Source organism: Streptomyces sp. UG1, assembly GCF_049974585.1.
GTDB lineage: Bacteria > Actinomycetota > Actinomycetes > Streptomycetales > Streptomycetaceae > Streptomyces.
On the sequence record NZ_JBNGGG010000002.1, the window covers coordinates 323886 to 341470 of the forward strand.

The 17585-nt window shown below is 71.9% G+C and carries 14 protein-coding genes; 11 read left to right on the forward strand and 3 right to left on the reverse strand.

Annotated elements, in window-relative coordinates:
- The first annotated feature begins 70 nt into the window (after nt 1–70).
- A complete protein-coding gene (locus tag ACP4J3_RS03710; RefSeq protein ID WP_426530302.1) occupies nt 71–1465 on the forward strand; it encodes a tannase/feruloyl esterase family alpha/beta hydrolase in 1395 nt (464 codons plus the stop codon).
- Between the two features lie 3 nt (nt 1466–1468).
- Here the strand turns inward: ACP4J3_RS03710 and ACP4J3_RS03715 are convergent, their stop codons facing one another.
- Entirely contained in the window at nt 1469–1651 is a 183-nt protein-coding gene (locus ACP4J3_RS03715) for a hypothetical protein (RefSeq protein WP_086731275.1), read from the reverse strand.
- Between the two features lie 303 nt (nt 1652–1954).
- Between ACP4J3_RS03715 and ACP4J3_RS03720 the strand changes: the two genes are divergently transcribed.
- The 3 genes from ACP4J3_RS03720 to ACP4J3_RS03730 all read left to right on the forward strand — a co-directional run bounded on the left by ACP4J3_RS03720 (nt 1955) and on the right by ACP4J3_RS03730 (nt 7614).
- A complete protein-coding gene (locus tag ACP4J3_RS03720) occupies nt 1955–4810 on the forward strand; it encodes a DEAD/DEAH box helicase (protein ID WP_426530305.1) in 2856 nt (951 codons plus the stop codon).
- Nucleotides 4807–6084 carry an SWF or SNF family helicase gene (locus ACP4J3_RS03725; protein WP_426530307.1) on the forward strand — a complete coding sequence of 426 codons (1278 nt, stop codon included), beginning with the start codon at nt 4807–4809 and terminating at the stop codon, nt 6082–6084. Before ACP4J3_RS03720 ends, ACP4J3_RS03725 begins: the two co-directional genes overlap by 4 nt.
- A gap of 180 nt (nt 6085–6264) precedes the next feature.
- Nucleotides 6265–7614 (forward strand): esterase-like activity of phytase family protein, encoded by a 1350-nt coding sequence (locus ACP4J3_RS03730; protein WP_426530308.1) that lies wholly within the window; start codon nt 6265–6267, stop codon nt 7612–7614.
- An 8-nt stretch (nt 7615–7622) separates the two neighbouring features.
- On the opposite strand, the gene ACP4J3_RS03735 is transcribed toward ACP4J3_RS03730, so the two are convergent.
- Together ACP4J3_RS03735 and xylA are read right to left on the reverse strand one after the other, a co-directional pair.
- Nucleotides 7623–7871, reverse strand: coding sequence for a hypothetical protein (locus tag ACP4J3_RS03735; RefSeq protein ID WP_426530310.1), 249 nt, complete (start codon nt 7869–7871; stop codon nt 7623–7625).
- A 402-nt stretch (nt 7872–8273) separates the two neighbouring features.
- Nucleotides 8274–9440, reverse strand: a complete 1167-nt coding sequence (xylA, locus tag ACP4J3_RS03740) for a xylose isomerase (protein ID WP_426530312.1) — start codon at nt 9438–9440, stop codon at nt 8274–8276.
- A gap of 172 nt (nt 9441–9612) precedes the next feature.
- Between xylA and xylB the strand changes: the two genes are divergently transcribed.
- From xylB to exaC, 7 genes are all read left to right on the forward strand, one after another.
- Nucleotides 9613–11058: a xylulokinase gene (gene xylB / locus ACP4J3_RS03745; RefSeq protein ID WP_426530314.1), complete on the forward strand. Its 1446-nt coding sequence runs from the start codon at nt 9613–9615 to the stop codon at nt 11056–11058.
- 15 nt (nt 11059–11073) lie between these two features.
- On the forward strand, nt 11074–12285 hold the full coding sequence (locus ACP4J3_RS03750) for an ROK family protein (protein ID WP_426530316.1): 1212 nt from the start codon (nt 11074–11076) through the stop codon (nt 12283–12285).
- Between the two features lie 177 nt (nt 12286–12462).
- Entirely contained in the window at nt 12463–12777 is a 315-nt protein-coding gene (locus ACP4J3_RS03755; protein WP_426530318.1) for a hypothetical protein, read from the forward strand.
- A complete protein-coding gene (locus ACP4J3_RS03760) occupies nt 12774–13784 on the forward strand; it encodes an acetamidase/formamidase family protein (protein WP_426530320.1) in 1011 nt (336 codons plus the stop codon). Before ACP4J3_RS03755 ends, ACP4J3_RS03760 begins: the two co-directional genes overlap by 4 nt.
- Before the next feature lie 47 nt (nt 13785–13831).
- Nucleotides 13832–14431 (forward strand): N-acetylmuramoyl-L-alanine amidase, encoded by a 600-nt coding sequence (locus ACP4J3_RS03765; RefSeq protein WP_426530322.1) that lies wholly within the window; start codon nt 13832–13834, stop codon nt 14429–14431.
- A gap of 118 nt (nt 14432–14549) precedes the next feature.
- Nucleotides 14550–15827, forward strand: coding sequence for a GAF domain-containing protein (locus tag ACP4J3_RS03770; protein ID WP_426530324.1), 1278 nt, complete (start codon nt 14550–14552; stop codon nt 15825–15827).
- A gap of 123 nt (nt 15828–15950) precedes the next feature.
- A complete protein-coding gene (gene exaC / locus ACP4J3_RS03775) occupies nt 15951–17474 on the forward strand; it encodes an acetaldehyde dehydrogenase ExaC (protein WP_426530326.1) in 1524 nt (507 codons plus the stop codon).
- The last annotated feature ends 111 nt before the right edge of the window (nt 17475–17585 follow it).

A 17585-nucleotide genomic window follows, 5' to 3' on the forward strand; every position in this document is an offset into this window, starting at 1 on the left:
GGCCAGCACCATGAGGCAGCTTCACGTTGCACTTGCTCACGCCCCGTCTCCCCTCTGCCAGGAGGCCCTCATGCGCCTGTCCCGGGCTGTTCCGTTCCTCGCCGCGACCCTGCTGGCCGCCGCCCTCGGCGGGCCTGCTCCCGCAACGGCCACGGCAGTCGACGAGCGGCACTGCGCGCGCCAGGACCACGTACCTGTACCGGGCGCGGCCCTCCAGCGGAGCGCCTGCCTGGCGGACCTGACCACGACAGGGCTCGCCGGAACGCCCTACACCGACATGGCCGACCAGGCCGGGCTGACCGCACGAGGCACCCGGTCACCGGCCCCGGTCCCCGGCATTCAGATCGACGGCTACTTCCCTGACTCCTCCCGGTTCAACGCCACACACGGCTGGCATCACGACGCGCAGTTCGTGATCCGGCTGCCGGACCGCTGGAACGGCGGACTGGTCGTCACCGGAGCCCCGGGCACACGCAAGCAGTACGCGACGGACAGGGCGATCTCCGACCAGGTGCTCGCGCTGGGCTACGCCTACGCGGCGACCGACAAGGGCAACAGCGGCGCCGACTTCTACCGCGACGGCAAGCGCCCCGGTGACGCGGTCGCCGAATGGAACGCGCGGACCACTCAGCTCACGCGGGCCGCCCGCAAGGCGGCGACCCTGCGCTACGGCCACGCTCCCCGTCGCACCTACATGACCGGCATCTCCAACGGCGGGTATCTGACGCGCTGGCAGCTCGAGAACCATCCCGAGCTGTACGACGGCGGCGTCGACTGGGAAGGCGCCCTGTGGACCACGGACGGCCCGAACCTCCTCACCTCCTTGCCGACGGCAGTGGCACGCACGATCGGCTCCGCCCGGGACGAGGACCTGTACGCGGCCGGGTTCGCGCGCGGCTCCGAGTTTCTGTGGCCGTATCACGAGCAGGCCTACTGGGGAGTGACCCAGAAGATCTACCGCGCCGAGTTCGACCCGGCGTACGACCCCGGCTGTCCCGGCCCCTCCGCCGGAACCACCCCGCAGCAGATCCTGGCGCCGTGCGCGTCCGATGCCACGTACGCCTACGCGTCGCGCCCCGCGTCCGTCCGTCACGCCGTGGCCCGCGTCGCCCTGACCGGCCGCATCGGCAAACCGCTGATCACGCTGCACGGTGATCTGGACGCGCTGCTGCCGAAGGCGGCCGACTCGGATGTGTACGCGCGCATGATCGACGCGAGGGGGCGGGGTCCACTGCACCGCTACTTCACGATCGCCGGCGGCACGCATGTCGACGGGCTGTACGACACCTATCCGGACCGGCTCCGGCCGATCCTGCCCTGCTACCGGTCGGCGTTCGACGCGCTGGTCTCATGGGTGGAGCAGGGCACGCGACCGCCCGCGGACCACACCGTCGGCCGGCCCGCGAGCGGTGATGTGCTCAACTCCTGCTCGCTGTCCGCCCCTGCCGCACCCGCGGCGGGGTGATGATCAGCGGCCGAGCTCCTTGCGCGTGACACGACGCAGCCTGCGCCGCTGTGACGGGTCGAGCGTGAGGTACGCGGCGGCCGGGACTCCCAGGACTATCAGGAGCGCGGCCCACCACGGCAGCCAGATCAGCAGAATGAGACCGGCCGCCACACCTCCCGCGGCGATCTTCGCGTTCTTCGACATGTCCGTCGCCTCCTTCGCGGCCACTGCCGCTCTCTGTCCTGAAAACGGGTCCGCGCTCCCGGCAGTTCCGAACCGCGACCCTGAGACGACCCTGAGGTACGGCCCCTACTGGTCGCGGAGCCCCGTGGACCGCCCGAGGCCCGAACGGCGATCGGCCGACGCACTGGGCTCCGCACAGGGGAGATACCCACACCAACCAAGAGTGACCCAGGTCACAGCTCCAGCATGCCGGATGGTGCGCCGGGTGCTGTAACCTCGACCACTCGAAACCGAGTAGTCAAATTTGAGGAGTGCTGCAGCGCCGTGCCGAGGCTTCCCGAGGCAACACCGTCCGAGATCTCCGAACTGGCCGACTGCAGCGCCGTCTTCATACCCGGTGATCCGGCGCGCACCGGCCGGGTCGCCTTCTGGCGAACCGACGGCGCCGCCGTTCCACCCGTCGCGGCCGGGTCCGTCGAGGAACTGGACCTCGTCCTGCCCGGCGACGACGCTCTGGAGTCGGTGAGCGTGCCGGCCGTACTGCTGCCGGTTCGGGCCGCCCTGCCCGTGCTCACGCGCGCGCGTACCTCCGCGCAGGCACCCCGGGCGGGCGTCTTCTGGGGCACGGCCGCGGTACTGGCCCTGCAATTCGTGGCCCGGGGACTACTGTTGCCCGGCCTCTCAGCGGACGACCACGACGCCTGGCGCGTCGGTCCCCTGCGGCCTGAGGACGTCGAGCGCATCCGCGCCCTGGCAGCCGCGATGCCGCACGAAGCACACGCCGCGCCACTGAGCGGCATGGCACCGCCGAGGCTGCCGGACCCGGAGCGACTCCTGCGGGCCTTCCTGGACGCCGTCGCCGATACCCTTCCCCGCTCCCCCGCGGCGGCGCTCGTAACGGGCGGGCCGGTCTACGCGGCACGGGAGCCGCAGCACGTACCCGCCCTGCGCCCGTGGGCCGCCGATGTCGCCGCCGGCCACGACGCGGGTGTCCGGCTCTCCCTGCGCCTCGAGGTCGGCGGCCTCGCCGAGGCGACGCAGGACGACGATGCCGCGCCTACGTTCCGCGCGGTGCTCCAGGTGCACAGCGTGAGTGATCCGACGCTGGTCGCGGATGCCGCCGACGTGTGGGCGGGATCCGATGCCTTCGGCCCCCGCGCGCGGATGGACGCCTTGCTGGCACTGCGCCGCGCGGCGCGCGCCTGGGCTCCGCTCACGCCGCTGCTGTCGGCGGCCGTACCGGACTCGGTGGACCTCGCCGACGATGAGGTGACCGACCTCCTGGGAGAGGGCGCCCGGCACCTCGCCGGAGCCGGCGTCGACGTGCACTGGCCCAAGGAGCTGGCCCGCGAACTGACGGCGCGCGCGGTCATCGGCCCGCCGGACGACGAGTCCGCGCGCGGCAAGGCCGCATCGGATACGCCGTCGTTCCTGTCCGCGGACGCGCTGCTCGCCTTCAACTGGTGGTACGCGCTGGGCGACCAGCGGCTCACGCGCGAGGAGCTGGACCGTCTGGCGGAGGCGAACCGCCCCGTGGTGCGGCTGCGCGACCAGTGGGTCCTCGTCGACCCTCAGGAGGTGCGCCGCGCCCGTGCGCAGCAGGACCACAAGGTCACTCCCATCGACGCGCTCGGCGCCGCGCTGACGGGCTCCACCGAGGTGGACGGCCGTCGGGTCGAGGTCCGGCCCACGGGCTGGCTGGCGGCGCTGCGTGAGCGCCTGGCGGACCCCGAGGGTCAGGAGCCGGTGGGTCAACCGGCAGCCCTCGCGGCCACATTGCGGGACTATCAGCGGCGGGGACTGAGTTGGCTGGCTCGCACGACGTCCCTGGGACTGGGCTGCTGTCTGGCCGACGACATGGGCCTCGGCAAGACGATCACGTTGATCGCGCTGCACCTTCACCGGCAGTCCGACGCCTCCTCCGCAGGTCCGACGCTGGTGGTGTGTCCGACGTCCCTGATGGGCAACTGGCAGCGCGAGATCGAGAAGTTCGCGCCCGGCACGCGCGTGCGCCGCTTCCACGGATCGCGGCGCGACCTCGACTCCGTGGCGGAGGGCGAGTTCGTGCTCACCACGTACGGCACGATGCGCCTGGACGCGCGCCGGCTCGCCGACGTGCCGTGGGGCATGGTGGTGGCGGACGAGGCGCAGCATGTGAAGAACCCGTACTCCGCGACCGCGCGGGAGCTGCGGTCCATCGGCGCACGCGCGCGTGTGGCGCTGACCGGCACCCCGGTCGAGAACAACCTGTCGGAACTGTGGGCCATTCTCGACTGGACGACCCCCGGCCTGCTGGGCCGCCTGGGCACCTTCCGCGCGTGCTATGCCCAGGCCGTCGAGGGCGGCCAGGACCCGGCCGCCGCTGAGCGGCTCGCCCGGCTCGTACGCCCCTTCCTGCTGCGCCGGCGCAAGTCCGATCCGGGGATCGCGCCGGAGCTCCCGCCGAAGACGGAGACCGACCGTGCCGTGTCCCTCACCGCGGAACAGACGGGCCTGTACGAGGCCGTGGTCCGCGAGACGCTGGCGGAGATCTCCGAAGCCGACAGCATGGCGCGGCGCGGTCTGATCGTGAAGCTCCTGACGGGCCTGAAGCAGATCTGCAACCACCCCGCGCAGTTCCTCAAGGAGGAGCGGCCGAGGATCGCCGGACGCTCGGGGAAGCTGGAACTGCTGGACGAACTGCTCGACACCATCCTCTCCGAGGGGGCGAGCGTTCTGGTCTTCACGCAGTACGTGCGGATGGGGCGCCTCATCGAGGAGCACCTGGCGGCTCGGGGCGTGCCCTCGCAGTTCCTGCACGGCGCAACACCCGTCACCGAGCGCGAATCCCTGGTGGGGCGCTTCCAGGACGGTGAGGCGCCCGTCTTCCTGTTGTCGTTGAAGGCCGCCGGCACCGGCCTGAACCTCACCCGCGCGGAGCACGTCGTGCACTACGACCGCTGGTGGAACCCCGCCGTCGAGGCGCAGGCCACCGACCGCGCGTACCGCATCGGCCAGACCCGGCCCGTGCAGGTGCACCGGCTGATCGCCGAGGGAACGATCGAGGACCGCATCGCCGACATGCTCAGCCGCAAGCGGGAGCTCGCCGACGCGGTGCTCGGCGCGGGCGAGGCGGCACTCACGGAGCTGACGGACGCGGAGCTGGCCGATCTGGTGGAACTGCGAGGGGGAACGCGATGACGCGCTTTGACGGTGACCTGGAGCGCACGTTCGCCGCGCTGCCGCCCGCGCACGGGCGGGGCTTCGCACAGACGTGGTGGGGCCAGGCCTGGCTGAAGGCACTGGAGGAGACGGCGCTGGACTCGCAGCAGCTCAAGGCCGGCCGCAGGCTCGCGCGCGCGGGAGCGGTCGGTGCCGTGTCGGTGCGTCCGGGGCGCATCACCGCCGTGGTGCAGGGCCGCGACCGTACGGCGCACCGGGCCGATGTGCTGCTGGAGGAGCTGACCGAGGGCCAGTGGGACCGCTTCCTGGACATGGCCGTGGAGCGCGCCGGGCACGTCGCCGCGTTGCTGGACCGCGAGATGCCGCCGCACCTGGTGGAGGACGCGGCCGCCAGGGGCATCGAACTGCTGCCGGGCATGGGCGATCTGGAACCTGAGTGCGGCTGCGATGCCTGGGACCATTGCGGGCACACGACGGCGCTCTGTTACCAGATGGCCCGGCTGCTGGACCAGGACCCGTTCGTCCTGCTGCTGATGCGCGGGCGCGGTGAACGCGATCTCCTGAACGACCTCCAGGCCCGCAGCGCCGCACCCGCCATCGCCCGGCCCGAACTGTCCGAACCGGCCGAGCCCGAGGGCGTGGACGCCGCTGAGGCCTATGCGACCGGCGACATCCTGCCGCCGCTGCCCGCACTGCCCGAGTCGCCCGCCGAGCCGGGAGCGCCGCCGTCCCTGGACACCGAGACGCCACCCGCGCCCGGCGTGGAGCCCGCCGCACTGGAGTTCCTGGCTGCCCGGACCGCCGCGGAAGCACACCGCCTGCTCTCGGACGCGCTGCGGGCGCGCCCGGAACAGCGGATCGCCGAAGCCGGGTTGACGCCGAGCCAGGACGCGGTGCGCCTCGCGGCCGGCTCCCCGCCTGCCGACGTGGCCGAGCGGCTGGCCGACGGCTCGGGCCGTGACCGCGAAGGGCTGGAGACGGCCGTACGCGCTTGGCGCCTCGGAGGGGTCGCCGCGCTGGCCGTGCACGACGAGGAGTGGGCCGTCGAGGGCGAAACGCTCGCACGCGCGCGTGCCGCCCTGGAGTCGGCCTGGGACGAGGAGGAACGGCCGGCGCTGCGGGCGCGGGGCAATCGGTGGACGGTCGTCGGCGGGCCGGGCCAACTGCGCCTGGGGCGGGACGGGCGCTGGTGGCCGTATCGCGAGAAGCGGGGCCGCTGGGTGCCGGCGGGAGGTCCCGCGCGGGATCCGGCGACGGCGCTGGCCGCGGCGCGGTCGGCGACCGAGGAGTAGAAGCCGTAACCGGACCTGGCAGCGCTCCTCAACGTGGCGCGCGGGAGAAACCGGGTCGGCTGATGGCGACATCGGCTCGCCGAGCTCCCGCCGTCCGGCATTCACCCCTGCGTCGTTCGACGTTCCGTGCGGGCTTCAAATCTGGCCGCTGTCAGCGAACTTGGTCCTCAGGAGGCCCGGATGTCCCCGCACGCCACAGGCCGACGCCGTGTCCACCGTCTCGTCGCCGGGGGCGCACCCCTCGCCGTGATCGCGGCGCTCGTGGCCGCCGGGCCCGCCGCCGGCTCCGGGGGCAAGCACGCCGGCGAGGCGCACGTCGTGCGTACCGCCACCCTCGGCGACATCCCCCTTGCCGCCTTCAGCAACGCGCTGCTGCCCGGCAGCGTCGCCGACGACCGGGGCGTGGACCTGGGCGGCATAGGCAGCGACCTCTACCCGGCGGACCGCAAGGGAGAGTTCTGGACGGTCACCGACCGCGGCCCCAACGGCCAGATCAAGGTGGACGGCAAGAAGCGCCGTACGTTCCCCGTGCCGGGCTTCGATCCGGCGATCGTCAAGGTCCGGGTGGCGGCCGGTGCCGTGAAGGTGCTGGAGGCGATCCCGATCACGACCGCTTCCGGGAAGGCCGTCACCGGGCTGTCGAACCAGGAGGGACGCGACGAGGCGCCGTACACCTATGACGCGCGGAGTCCTCTGACGTACAACCCGAACGGGCTGGACACCGAGGGCATCGTGCGGGCCGCCGACGGGAGTTTCTGGCTCGCCGACGAGTACGGGCCCTCCCTGGTGCACGTCTCCGCGCGCGGGACGGTCCTCACGCGCTACGTGCCCGAGGGGCTCGGCCTGACCGGTACGGACTACCGCGTGGTGGAGACGCTGCCTTCGGTCCTGTTGCACCGGAAGATCAACCGCGGTTTCGAAGGGCTGGCTCAGTTGCCCGGCGGCGACCTGGTGATGGCCGTGCAGAGCCCGCTGTCGCTGCCCGACGCGGATGCCGGGGAGGCGTCGCGCACCACGCGGCTGCTGCGTTTCTCGCCGAAGCGGAAGGCGGTCACCGCCGAGTACGCGTATCGCTTCGACCCGGTGAACGTGGTGGACCCGGGCGAGGACGACACCTCCGAGCTGAAGATCTCGTCGGTCGTGGCCGTGGGCGGGAACCGGCTGCTGGTCGAGGAGCGCACCGACAAGGCCGCGCGGCTCCACCTGGTGCGACTGGAGCGGTCGGCGAACATCCTGGGCAGCCGCTGGGACGACGACACGACGTCTCCGTCGCTCGAGCAGCTCGGCGATCCGGCGGCCTCGGGCGTGCCGGTGCTGTCCAAGCGGCTCGTCGTCGATCTGGGCACGGTCGCCGGTGTTCCGGAGAAGATCGAGGGCATCGCGCGCGTGGACCACGCCACGCTGGCCCTGATCAACGACAACGACTTCGGGATGACGGACGGCGCGAACGCGTTCGACGCCCAGGGCCGGCTGGTCGACAGCGGTGTCGAGACGTCGGTGATCCATGTGCGGCTGCCGCACGGCATCTGACGCCTGCTCTACGGCAACTGGTCCGCCAGTGACGGCAGCAGCGACTCCAGGTCGCCGGGCAGCTCACTGGGCAGCTCGGTCGGGAACCCGGACGGCAGCGATGTGGGCAGTTCGCTCGGCAGCCTGCTCGGGAGCTCGGTGGGGATGCTGAGGGACGGCTTGGGCGAGCTGCTCGTGCTCTGCGCCGGCTCCGGTGTGTCATCGCTCCCCGAGGCCATGAGCACCACAGCCACGACGGCCCCGGCGGCCACGATCACGGCGAGCAGGATGACCAGCGGATTCCGTCGCCGCCCCGGTCCGCCTCCCCCACCGAACGGTTCTTGCGGCGGCCCGCCGCCGTACGTGGGCGGGCCGCTGCTTCCGGGTGGGGGACCATAGCCCTCGGGAGGCGGTCCGAAGCCACCGCCCGGAGGCGGCGCGTCACCCGGCGGTCCCGGCGATCCTGGCGGCTGAGGCGGTACGGGCGGCATGGCCATACCCTCAAGACTCGCCATGGACGAGCCGGGGCGCGACCCCAACTGGGGAGTTAATACCGGCCCATGCCAGGGATCGCACGATTCCGGAACATTCCGCGCGAAAATCGATCATGAGACGCCGGACGGTGTGCGACCCGGCCTCTCGACCAGCGGTCACACACGGTCCGGCTCACGCGCGTGACCTCAGCCGCGGGCGCCCAGCAGGTGGTCCATCGCGAGCTGGTCGAGGCGCTCGAAGGCCATCCCGCGCGCGGCGGCCGCCTCGACGTCGAACTCCTCGAAGGCGGTGCGGTCCGCGAGCAGCGCCTTGAGGCCGTCCGCCGCCGTCGGCTGGGCCAGCTCGTCCAGGCGCGAGGCGCGCAGTGCCTCCTGGACCTCCGGGTCCGCGCGGAAGGCGGCCGAACGCTCCTTGAGGATGAGGTAGTTGCGCATGCAGCCCGCGGCCGACGCCCACACGCCGTCGAGGTCCTCGGTCCGCGGCGGCTTGAAGTCGAAGTGGCGGGGTCCGGTGTAGCCGGCGCTCTCCAGGAGGTCGACCAGCCAGAAGGCGGCGCGCAGGTCGCCGGCGCCGAAGCGCAGGTCCTGGTCGTACTTGATGCCGGACTGGCCGTTGAGGTCGATGTGGAAGAGCTTGCCCGCCCACAGCGCCTGCGCGATGCCGTGCGGGAAGTTGAGCCCGGCCATCTGCTCGTGGCCGACCTCGGGGTTGACGCCGTACAGCTCGGGGCGCTCCAGGCGCTCGATGAACGCCAGCGCGTGGCCGACGGTGGGCAGCAGGATGTCGCCGCGCGGCTCGTTCGGCTTCGGCTCGATCGCGAAGCGCAGGTCGTAGCCCTGGGAGGTGACGTACTCGCCGAGGAGGTCGAAGGCCTCCTTCATACGGTCCAGGGCGGCACGCACGTCCTTGGCGGCGCCGGACTCGGCGCCCTCACGGCCGCCCCAGGCGACGTACGTCCTGGCGCCCAGCTCGACCGCGAGATCGATGTTGCGGATGGTCTTGCGCAGGGCGTAGCGGCGCACGTCGCGGTCGTTGGCGGTGAAGGCGCCGTCCTTGAAGACGGGGTGCGTGAAGAGGTTGGTGGTGGCCATCGGCACCGTCATGCCGGTCGCGTCGAGAGCCTCGCGGAAGCGCTTGATGTGCGCCTCGCGCTCGGTGTCGGAGGACCCGAAGGGGATCAGGTCGTCGTCGTGGAAGGTGACGCCGTGGGCGCCGAGCTCGGCCAGGCGCTGCACCGTCTCGACCGGGTCGAGGGCTCGGCGGGTGGCATCTCCGAACGGGTCCCGTCCCTGCCAGCCGACGGTCCACAGGCCGAAGGTGAACCTGTCATCGGGGGTGGGCTGGTAGCTCATGCCGCGGCTCCTTGCTGCGTACGACTATTTCGTCATGGCGATTTACAAATTAGTATGCGCTCGCACCTCTGGGAAGAGACAAGATGTCTTTGTCACCCGAAGTCCCGAGTTCCCGATGTCTTTGTCACCCTGATGACCTCGTCGCGCAGAGCCGCAAATAAGGGAGAGCCCGATGTCAGCAGCCGAGGGTCCGCTCGTCGTGGGCGTGGACACGTCCACCCAGTCCACGAAGGCGTTGGTCGTCGACGCGTCGACCGGCCAGGTCGTCGCGAGCGGCCAGGCAGCGCACACCGTGTCCTCCGGGGCCGGCCGTGAGAGCGACCCCCGGCAGTGGTGGGACGCGTTGTGCGAGGCGCTGAGCCAGTGCGGCGATGCCGCGCGCGAGGCCGCCGCGGTGTCGATCGGCGGGCAGCAGCACGGCCTGGTCACGCTGGACGACCGGGGTGAGCCGGTGCGTCCGGCGCTGCTGTGGAACGACGTGCGCTCGGCGCCGCAGGCCCGGCGGCTGACCGAGGAGCTGGGTGGCGCGAAGTTCTGGGCCGAGCGCACGGGCTCGGTTCCGGCCGCCTCCTTCACGGTCACGAAGTGGGTCTGGCTCTCCGAGAACGAACCGGAGTCCGTCCGGGCCACCAGGGCTGTGCGCCTCCCCCACGACTACCTGACCGAGCGCCTCACGGGGCAGGGCACCACCGACCGCGGCGACGCCTCCGGCACGGGCTGGTGGGCGTCGGGGACGGAGTCGTACGACGAGGAGATCCTCGCCCACGTGGGGCTCGACCCGGCGATGCTGCCCCGTGTGGTCCGGCCCGGTGAGGTCGCGGGCACCGTGCGCGACAGCCACGACCTGCCGTTCTCCAAGGGCACCCTCGTCGCGCCCGGCACCGGCGACAACGCCGCCGCCGCGCTGGGCCTCGGCCTGCGCCCCGGCGCGCCCGTGCTGAGCCTCGGCACGTCGGGCACGGTGTACGCCGTGTCGAGGCGGCGCCCCACCGACCCGACCGGCACGGTCGCCGGGTTCGCCGACGCGCACGGCGACTGGCTGCCGCTGGCCTGCACCCTGAACTGCACGCTCGCCGTCGACCGCCTCGCGAGCCTGCTGGGCCTCGACCGCGAGGCCGTGGAACCCACCACGGGCCTCACGCTCCTGCCCTACCTCGACGGCGAACGCACGCCGAACCTGCCCAACGCCTCCGGCCTCCTGCACGGCCTGCGCCACGACACGACCGCCGGCCAGCTCCTTCAGGCCGCCTACGACGGCGCCGTCCACGCCCTGCTCGGCGCCCTGGACCTCGTGCTGGACGACGACGCGGACCGCTCGGCCCCGCTGCTGCTGATCGGCGGCGGCGCCCGGGGCACGGCCTGGCAGCAGACCGTACGACGGCTGTCGGGGCGTCCGGTGCAGGTCCCCGAGGCCAGGGAACTGGTCGCGCTCGGCGCCGCGGCCCAGGCGGCGGGCCTGCTGACCGGCGAGGATCCGGCCGCGGTGGCCCGGCGCTGGAACACCACGCGCGGACCGGTGCTCGACGCGGTGGAGCGGGACGAGGAGACGCTGGCCAGGATCAGCGGGGTACTCTCCGACGCGGCCCCGCTGCTGGAGCGGGGACCCGAGGCGCACTGAGGACTGACTTCAGGCATGACCGCACCGCTGCACGAGGCCCGCCCGACCGGCGCCGGGGGCGCACTGCCCAACACCCAGCAGGGCATGCGGCGCCGCAATCTCGCCCGGGTGATGCACACCGTGAGCGCCGAGGGTCCGCTCTCCCGTGCCGCCGTCGCCTCCCGTATCGGGCTGACGCGTGCTGCGGTGTCCACCCTCGTCGACGAGCTGATCCGCTCGGGGCTGCTGGAGGAGCTGGGTCCGCAGCGGCCCAGCCGGGTGGGCCGTCCCGGGTCGGCGCTCGCCGTCAGCGGGCACGGTCCGGCCGGGATAGGCGCGGAGGTCGGGGTCGACCATCTCGCCGTCTGCGCGGTCGATCTGCGCGGCGAGGTGCGGTCCAGGGCCGTGCGGCACGGCGCGAACCGGGGCCGGGCGCCCGGACCGGTGATCGAGGAACTCCACGAGCTGGTGCGGCAGGTCGTCGCCGAGGCCGAGCGCGAGGGACTGTGGCCCGCAGGCCTCGCGATCGCGGTGCCGGGCCTGGTGGCGCGTGACGCCCGTACGGTCGTACGCGCCCCGAACCTCGACTGGCGCGACGCGGACCTGGCCGAGCTGCTCCCCGCGGACGTCCCACTGACCGTCGGCAACGAGGCCGATTTCGGCGCGCTCGCCGAACTCTGGCTCGGCGACGGCACTCCGCGGGACTTCCTGCATGTGTCGGCGGAGATCGGCATCGGTGCGGCGGTCGTGGTGGACGGCGGGCTGCTGCGTGGAACGCGCGGTTTCGCGGGCGAGTTGGGGCACGTTCCCGTCCGGCCGGACGGGCCCGAGTGCCCGTGCGGCGGGCGCGGGTGCCTGGAGCAGTACGCCGGGGAGGAGGCGGTGCTGCGCGCGGCCGGGCTGGAGCCCGGCGAGGACCGCGTCGGGCTGCTCGCCGGGCGCGCCGCCGAGGGCGACGAGGACGTACGGCGTGCCCTGCGCGACGCGGGAACGGCACTCGGGATCGCGCTGACGGGCGCGGTGAATCTGCTGGACCCCGAGAGTGTGGTCCTGGGGGGTGCGCTGGCCGGGCTCGCGCCGTGGCTGCTGCCGTCGCTGGAGGCCGAGCTGGACCAGCGCACCGCCGGGCCCGCCTGTCCGGTGTCAGTGTCCCGGCTGGGCCCCGAGGGGCCGCTGCTGGGGGCCGCGCACTCCGTGGTGCGGGCGGTGCTGGACGATCCGGCGGCGGTGGCGGCGGAACGGGCCTGATTCCAGGCCGAGTTCAGTCGTGTGGGTGAGCGAGTTATCCACAATCCCGCGGCTGTCCACGGAATCCCTGAGCGCCCTTCTGCCCAGCCGGCCGACGCCGTACCGTGATTCACGCGAGGCGTCAGCGGTCGTGTCGTGGCGACGCGGGGCGCGTCGGCGTGCATGAGGGGGATTCACATGTCGGGGGAAACTGCGAGGAAATCGGCGGGGCAGACGGCCCCGTCGCTGCGGCGCGAAGCGATGCCCGCGGTTGCCGCCGTCATCGCTCTCTTCGGGTACTTGGCGGGGCTGCCCGTCTTCGACTTCGTCTCCGAGCCGCTCGCGCCCGTGTCGTACGCGGGATCGCTGGTCGAGGTGTGGATGGCGGCCGGGGTCTGCGTGCTGCTCGTGCTGATGCGGCGCCATGCCGGGCGAATAGCCGAGACCGCCCGCGTCCACATCGACGAGCCCTCCCCCACCGACCCTCCGCAGAACGGAGCTGTACAGCTATGAGCGACCCCCGGATCTTGACCGTGCGACCCGAACCCGGCGAGTACGCCTGGACGTTCGGCGGCGCGCCGCCCGTGGCGCGCATCGCGCCCGGTACGGTGCTCGACCTGTACACGGAGGACTGCTTCGCGGGGCGGGTGCGCTCGGAGAAGGACCTGGTGTCCGAGGTGTGCGAGTTCCCCTACCTCAACCCTCAGACAGGGCCCTTCCACATCGAGGGCGCCGAGCCGGGTGACACGGTCACCGTGCACTTCGTGTCGATCGAACCGGCCCGGGACTGGGCCGCGTCGACCACGGTCCCGCTGTTCGGCGCGCTCACCTCGACACACACCACGGCCACACTGCAGCCGCCGCTGCCGGAGACCGTATGGATCTGGCAGCTCGACCGGACCCGGCGGACCGCGCTGTTACGGGCCCACGACAGTGACATCGAGGCCGAGCTGCCCATGGACCCGATGCACGGCACCGTCGGGGTGGCTCCCGCCAATCTGGAGGTGCGCTCGGCCCTGATGCCCGACGCGCACGGCGGGAACATGGACACGCCGGAGATGCGGGCCGGCGTCACCTGCTATCTCGGGGTGAACGTCGAGGGCGCAGTGCTCAGCCTCGGCGACGGGCACGCCCGGCAAGGTGAGGGAGAGACGTGCGGGGTCGCCGTCGAGTGTGCGATGAACACCGTGGTGATCGTCGAGCTGCTCAAGGGCCTTGCCACTCCCTGGCCGCGCATCGAGTCGGACACGCACATCATCTCGACGGGCTCGGCGCGGCCGCTGGAGGACGCGTTCCGGATATCCCAGCTCGACCTGGTGCAGTGGCTGGTGCGCGACTACGGGTTCGGTGAGCTGGACGCGTACCAGTTCGCGACCCAGGCCGTCGAATCGCCGCTGGCCAATGTGTGCGACACCAACTACACGTGCGTGGCCAAGATCCGCAAACAGTGGCTGCCGGCGCGCGAGACGCACCGCGGAGCGCATGCACGGCTGCGAGAGACGGCGGCGACGTTGCGCTGACCTCAACCCACCCCAACTGGCCTCAACTCCGAAAGGCGATCCTCCCTTTGGAACGCGCAAGACCTCATCTCAGCCGACGGCGGATCCTCCAGGGCACGGCTCTCGCCGCCGTCCCGTACGCCCTGCTGCCCGAGCGGCGGGCCGGAGCACACGTTCCGGGCCCGGACCACCCACTCGCCGAGTGGCGGCCGGCGAGTTCCGCCAACTACACGGTGGCGAACCGCCCCGCGTCCCACCCCGTCGACCGAGTGATCATCCACGTCACACAGACCACCTACCCCAACACCCTGTTCGTCTTCGAGAACCCCAGGAAGAAGGTGTCCGCGCACTACGTCGTCCGGTCGGCGGACGGACACACCTCACAGTGTGTTCCCGAGCGAGACATCGCCTGGCACGCCGGGGACTGGGACCACAACCTGCGCAGTATCGGCATCGAGCACGAGGGCTGGGTGGACCGGCCCGGCTACTTCACCGACGTCATGTACGAGACGTCGGCCCGCCTCACGGCGGCGATCTGCGCCAGGCACGGCATACCGAAGGACCGGGCGCACATCATCGGGCACCACGAGGTACCGGGCACCGACCACACCGATCCCGGCCCGCACTGGGACTGGACGCGCTACATACGCCTGGTCAACGCCGCCTGAGGGTTCGTACATCTGTGCCGATGTGTCCACCGCTCGGGTCCGCCCCGTCGAAAAGGTTGTCCGCGCGCGTACCCGGAGTGACTATGTCCCCAGCCGCATCGCTACCGGGGAGGCCGAGTTGACCGATCCGTGGGTGGCTCTGGAACCGGGGGCCGACCCCGCCGAGCGCGTACGGGTGCTGCGTCGTGCGCATGAGAAGTTCACCGAGGTGGGCACGGTGCCGACGCCGGTGCGTTCCGTGGTGGCCGACTCGTGGCGGCGTTCCGCGCGGGCCGGTGTCGGTCCGGACGGGACGGCGAGCGTGGAACTGGCGGACGGTGACCTCGGCGCCTATCGCGCGGAGCATCCGCTGGCGCCGGTGATGCCGCTGTTCCGGGAGTTGCTGGGCACGTTCGCCTCGGACGGCGAGCATCTGCTCGCGGTGTGCGACGCGCACGGCAGGCTGCTGTGGGTCGAGGGGCATCCGACGACCCGGCGCAGGGCCGGGCTGATGAACTTCGTGCCGGGTGCGCGGTGGGCGGAGACCGCGGTCGGGACGAACGCGCCGGGTACGGCGGTCACCGTGGACCGGCCGGTGCAGGTGTTCGCGGCCGAGCACTTCATCCGCCGGGTGCAGCCCTGGACCTGTGCGGCGGCGCCGGTGCACGATCCGCGGACCGGGCGGGTGCTCGGGGCGGTGGACATCACCGGCGGTGATGGCCTCGCGCATCCGCACAGCCTGGGGTTCGTGCAGGCGGTCGCGCGTGCCGCGGAGTCCCATCTGGCGCTGCTGAAGCCTCGGACTCTCACCGCCGACACGCCCGAGCTGTCCGCTCTGGGCCGCGACGAGGCACGGTTGCTCATCGGCGGCAGCCGGGTCAGGCTCAGTCGCCGGCACAGCGAGATCCTGGTGCTGCTGGCCCGTCACCCGGAGGGGCTGACCGGCGACGAGCTGCTGTGCGCGCTGTACGAGGACGAGTCGGTGACGCCCGTGACACTGCGAGCCGAAGTGGCGCGTCTGCGCCGGATACTCGGCCCCGGCCTGCTCGGCTCGCGGCCCTACCGGCTCACGGTGCCGGTCGAGTCGGACGTGGCGGTCGTCGAGCGCCGTCTGGAGACGGGTGCGGTCACGGCGGCGGCCACGGCGTACGCGGGCCCGCTGCTGCCAGGCTCCCAGGCCCCGGCGGTCGTACGGCTCAGGCGTCTGCTGGCCGACGGGCTCCGTACGGCGTTGATCGCCCGTCGTGATCCCGACCTGCTGGCCGACTGGGCGCACGCGCCGTGGGGCGAGGACGACCTCGACATATGGCGGGCGCTCGCCGCGGTGCGTCCGACGGCGACGGTACGGTCGCGGCTGGCGGCGCTGGAGTCCGAACTCACCGCGCCACCCGCCCGGGAGCGCCGCCCGGCCCGCTGATCGAACGACCGGTCGCACAGGGCAGTCCAGGCCCCGCGCAACGTACTTGCAACCTCGCCGTCCCTAACCTCGCGTCGAGAGCTGCCCAACGGCGGGCAGCGCTTCTTCGGGAGGCAGAGCAGTATGACCCGTTACGCGGCGCCCGGCACCGAGGGTGCGATCGTCTCCTACCAGGCGCGCTACGACCACTTCATCGGCGGCGAGTACGTGCCGCCGGTCCAGGGGCAGTACTTCGAGAATCCGACGCCGGTGAACGGGCAGCCGTTTACCGAGATCGCGCGGGGCACGGCTCAGGATGTGGAGCGGGCGCTGGACGCGGCGCACGCGGCCGCCCCGGCGTGGGGGCGGATGTCGGTGACCGAGCGCTCCGACATCCTGCGGAAGATCGCCGACCGTATGGAGGCGAACCTGGAGAAGCTGGCCGTCGCCGAGAGCTGGGAGAACGGCAAGCCGGTGCGGGAGACGCTGGCGGCGGACATTCCGCTGGCGATCGACCACTTCCGCTACTTCGCGGGGGCGATCAGGTCCCAGGAGGGCTCGCTCGGCGAGGTCGACGACGACACCGTGGCGTACCACTTCCACGAGCCGCTGGGCGTGGTCGCGCAGATCATCCCGTGGAACTTCCCGATCCTCATGGCGACGTGGAAGCTCGCGCCGGCGCTGGCCGCGGGCAACGCCGTGGTGCTCAAGCCGGCCGAGCAGACCCCGGCGTCCATCCATTACTGGCTGAGCCTGGTCGCCGATCTGCTCCCGCCCGGCGTGGTCAACATCGTCAACGGCTTCGGCGTGGAGGCGGGCAAGCCGCTGGCGTCCAGCCCCAGGGTGGCCAAAGTGGCGTTCACCGGGGAGACCACGACAGGTCGGCTGATCATGCAGTACGCCTCGGAGAACATCACCCCGGTCACCCTCGAACTGGGCGGCAAGTCCCCGAACATCTTCTTCGACGACGTCTGGTCGGCCGACGACGACTTCCGGGACAAGGCGCTCGAGGGATTCACGATGTTCGCGCTCAACCAGGGCGAGGTGTGCACATGCCCGTCCCGGGCGCTGGTGCAGCGGGGTCACTACGCGGAGTTCATCGATGCGGCGGTCGCCCGCACCGAGCAGATCAGCACCGGCCACCCGCTCGACACGGACACGATGATCGGCGCGCAGGCGTCCAACGACCAGTTGGAGAAGATCCTCTCCTACTTCGACATCGGCCGGCAGGAGGGCGCCCGGGTCCTGACGGGTGGCGAACGTATCGAGCACGACGGTGAGCTGAAGGGCGGGTACTACGTCCAGCCGACCGTCTTCGAGGGCGACAACCGCATGCGGATCTTCCAGGAGGAGATCTTCGGGCCGGTCGTCTCGGTGACGTCCTTCGACGACTTCGACGACGCCATGAAGGTCGCCAACGACACGCTGTACGGCCTCGGCGCGGGTGTGTGGACGCGGGACATCAACACCGCGTACCGCGCGGGTCGCGCCATCCAGGCGGGGCGCGTGTGGACGAATTGCTACCACGCGTATCCCGCGCATGCGGCGTTCGGTGGCTACAAGGGGTCGGGCATCGGGCGCGAGACGCACAAGATGATGCTGGAGCACTACCAGCAGACGAAGAATCTGCTGGTGAGCTACTCGCCGAAGAAGCTGGGCTTCTTCTAGACGCCCGAAAGAAGGCGCCTGAACCGCCGGATTCCGCTGTCTGCCGACACGATCGGCCTCGGCGAGGACCCCGGCGCCGAAGCGCCGTCGCACTGGACCACCAGGACAGCG

Bases quoted from the DNA above. Each gene is read 5' to 3' on its own strand.
- ACP4J3_RS03730 (WP_426530308.1), top strand. From the start codon at position 6,265: ATGTCCCCGCACGCCACAGGCCGACGCCGTGTCCACCGTCTCGTCGCC.
- ACP4J3_RS03725 (WP_426530307.1), top strand. From the start codon at position 4,807: ATGACGCGCTTTGACGGTGACCTGGAGCGCACGTTCGCCGCGCTGCCG.
- xylB (WP_426530314.1), top strand. From the start codon at position 9,613: ATGTCAGCAGCCGAGGGTCCGCTCGTCGTGGGCGTGGACACGTCCACC.
- ACP4J3_RS03755 (WP_426530318.1), top strand. From the start codon at position 12,463: ATGTCGGGGGAAACTGCGAGGAAATCGGCGGGGCAGACGGCCCCGTCG.
- xylA (WP_426530312.1), bottom strand. From the start codon at position 9,440: ATGAGCTACCAGCCCACCCCCGATGACAGGTTCACCTTCGGCCTGTGG.
- ACP4J3_RS03760 (WP_426530320.1), top strand. From the start codon at position 12,774: ATGAGCGACCCCCGGATCTTGACCGTGCGACCCGAACCCGGCGAGTAC.
- ACP4J3_RS03750 (WP_426530316.1), top strand. From the start codon at position 11,074: ATGACCGCACCGCTGCACGAGGCCCGCCCGACCGGCGCCGGGGGCGCA.
- ACP4J3_RS03710 (WP_426530302.1), top strand. From the start codon at position 71: ATGCGCCTGTCCCGGGCTGTTCCGTTCCTCGCCGCGACCCTGCTGGCC.
- ACP4J3_RS03715 (WP_086731275.1), bottom strand. From the start codon at position 1,651: ATGTCGAAGAACGCGAAGATCGCCGCGGGAGGTGTGGCGGCCGGTCTC.
- exaC (WP_426530326.1), top strand. From the start codon at position 15,951: ATGACCCGTTACGCGGCGCCCGGCACCGAGGGTGCGATCGTCTCCTAC.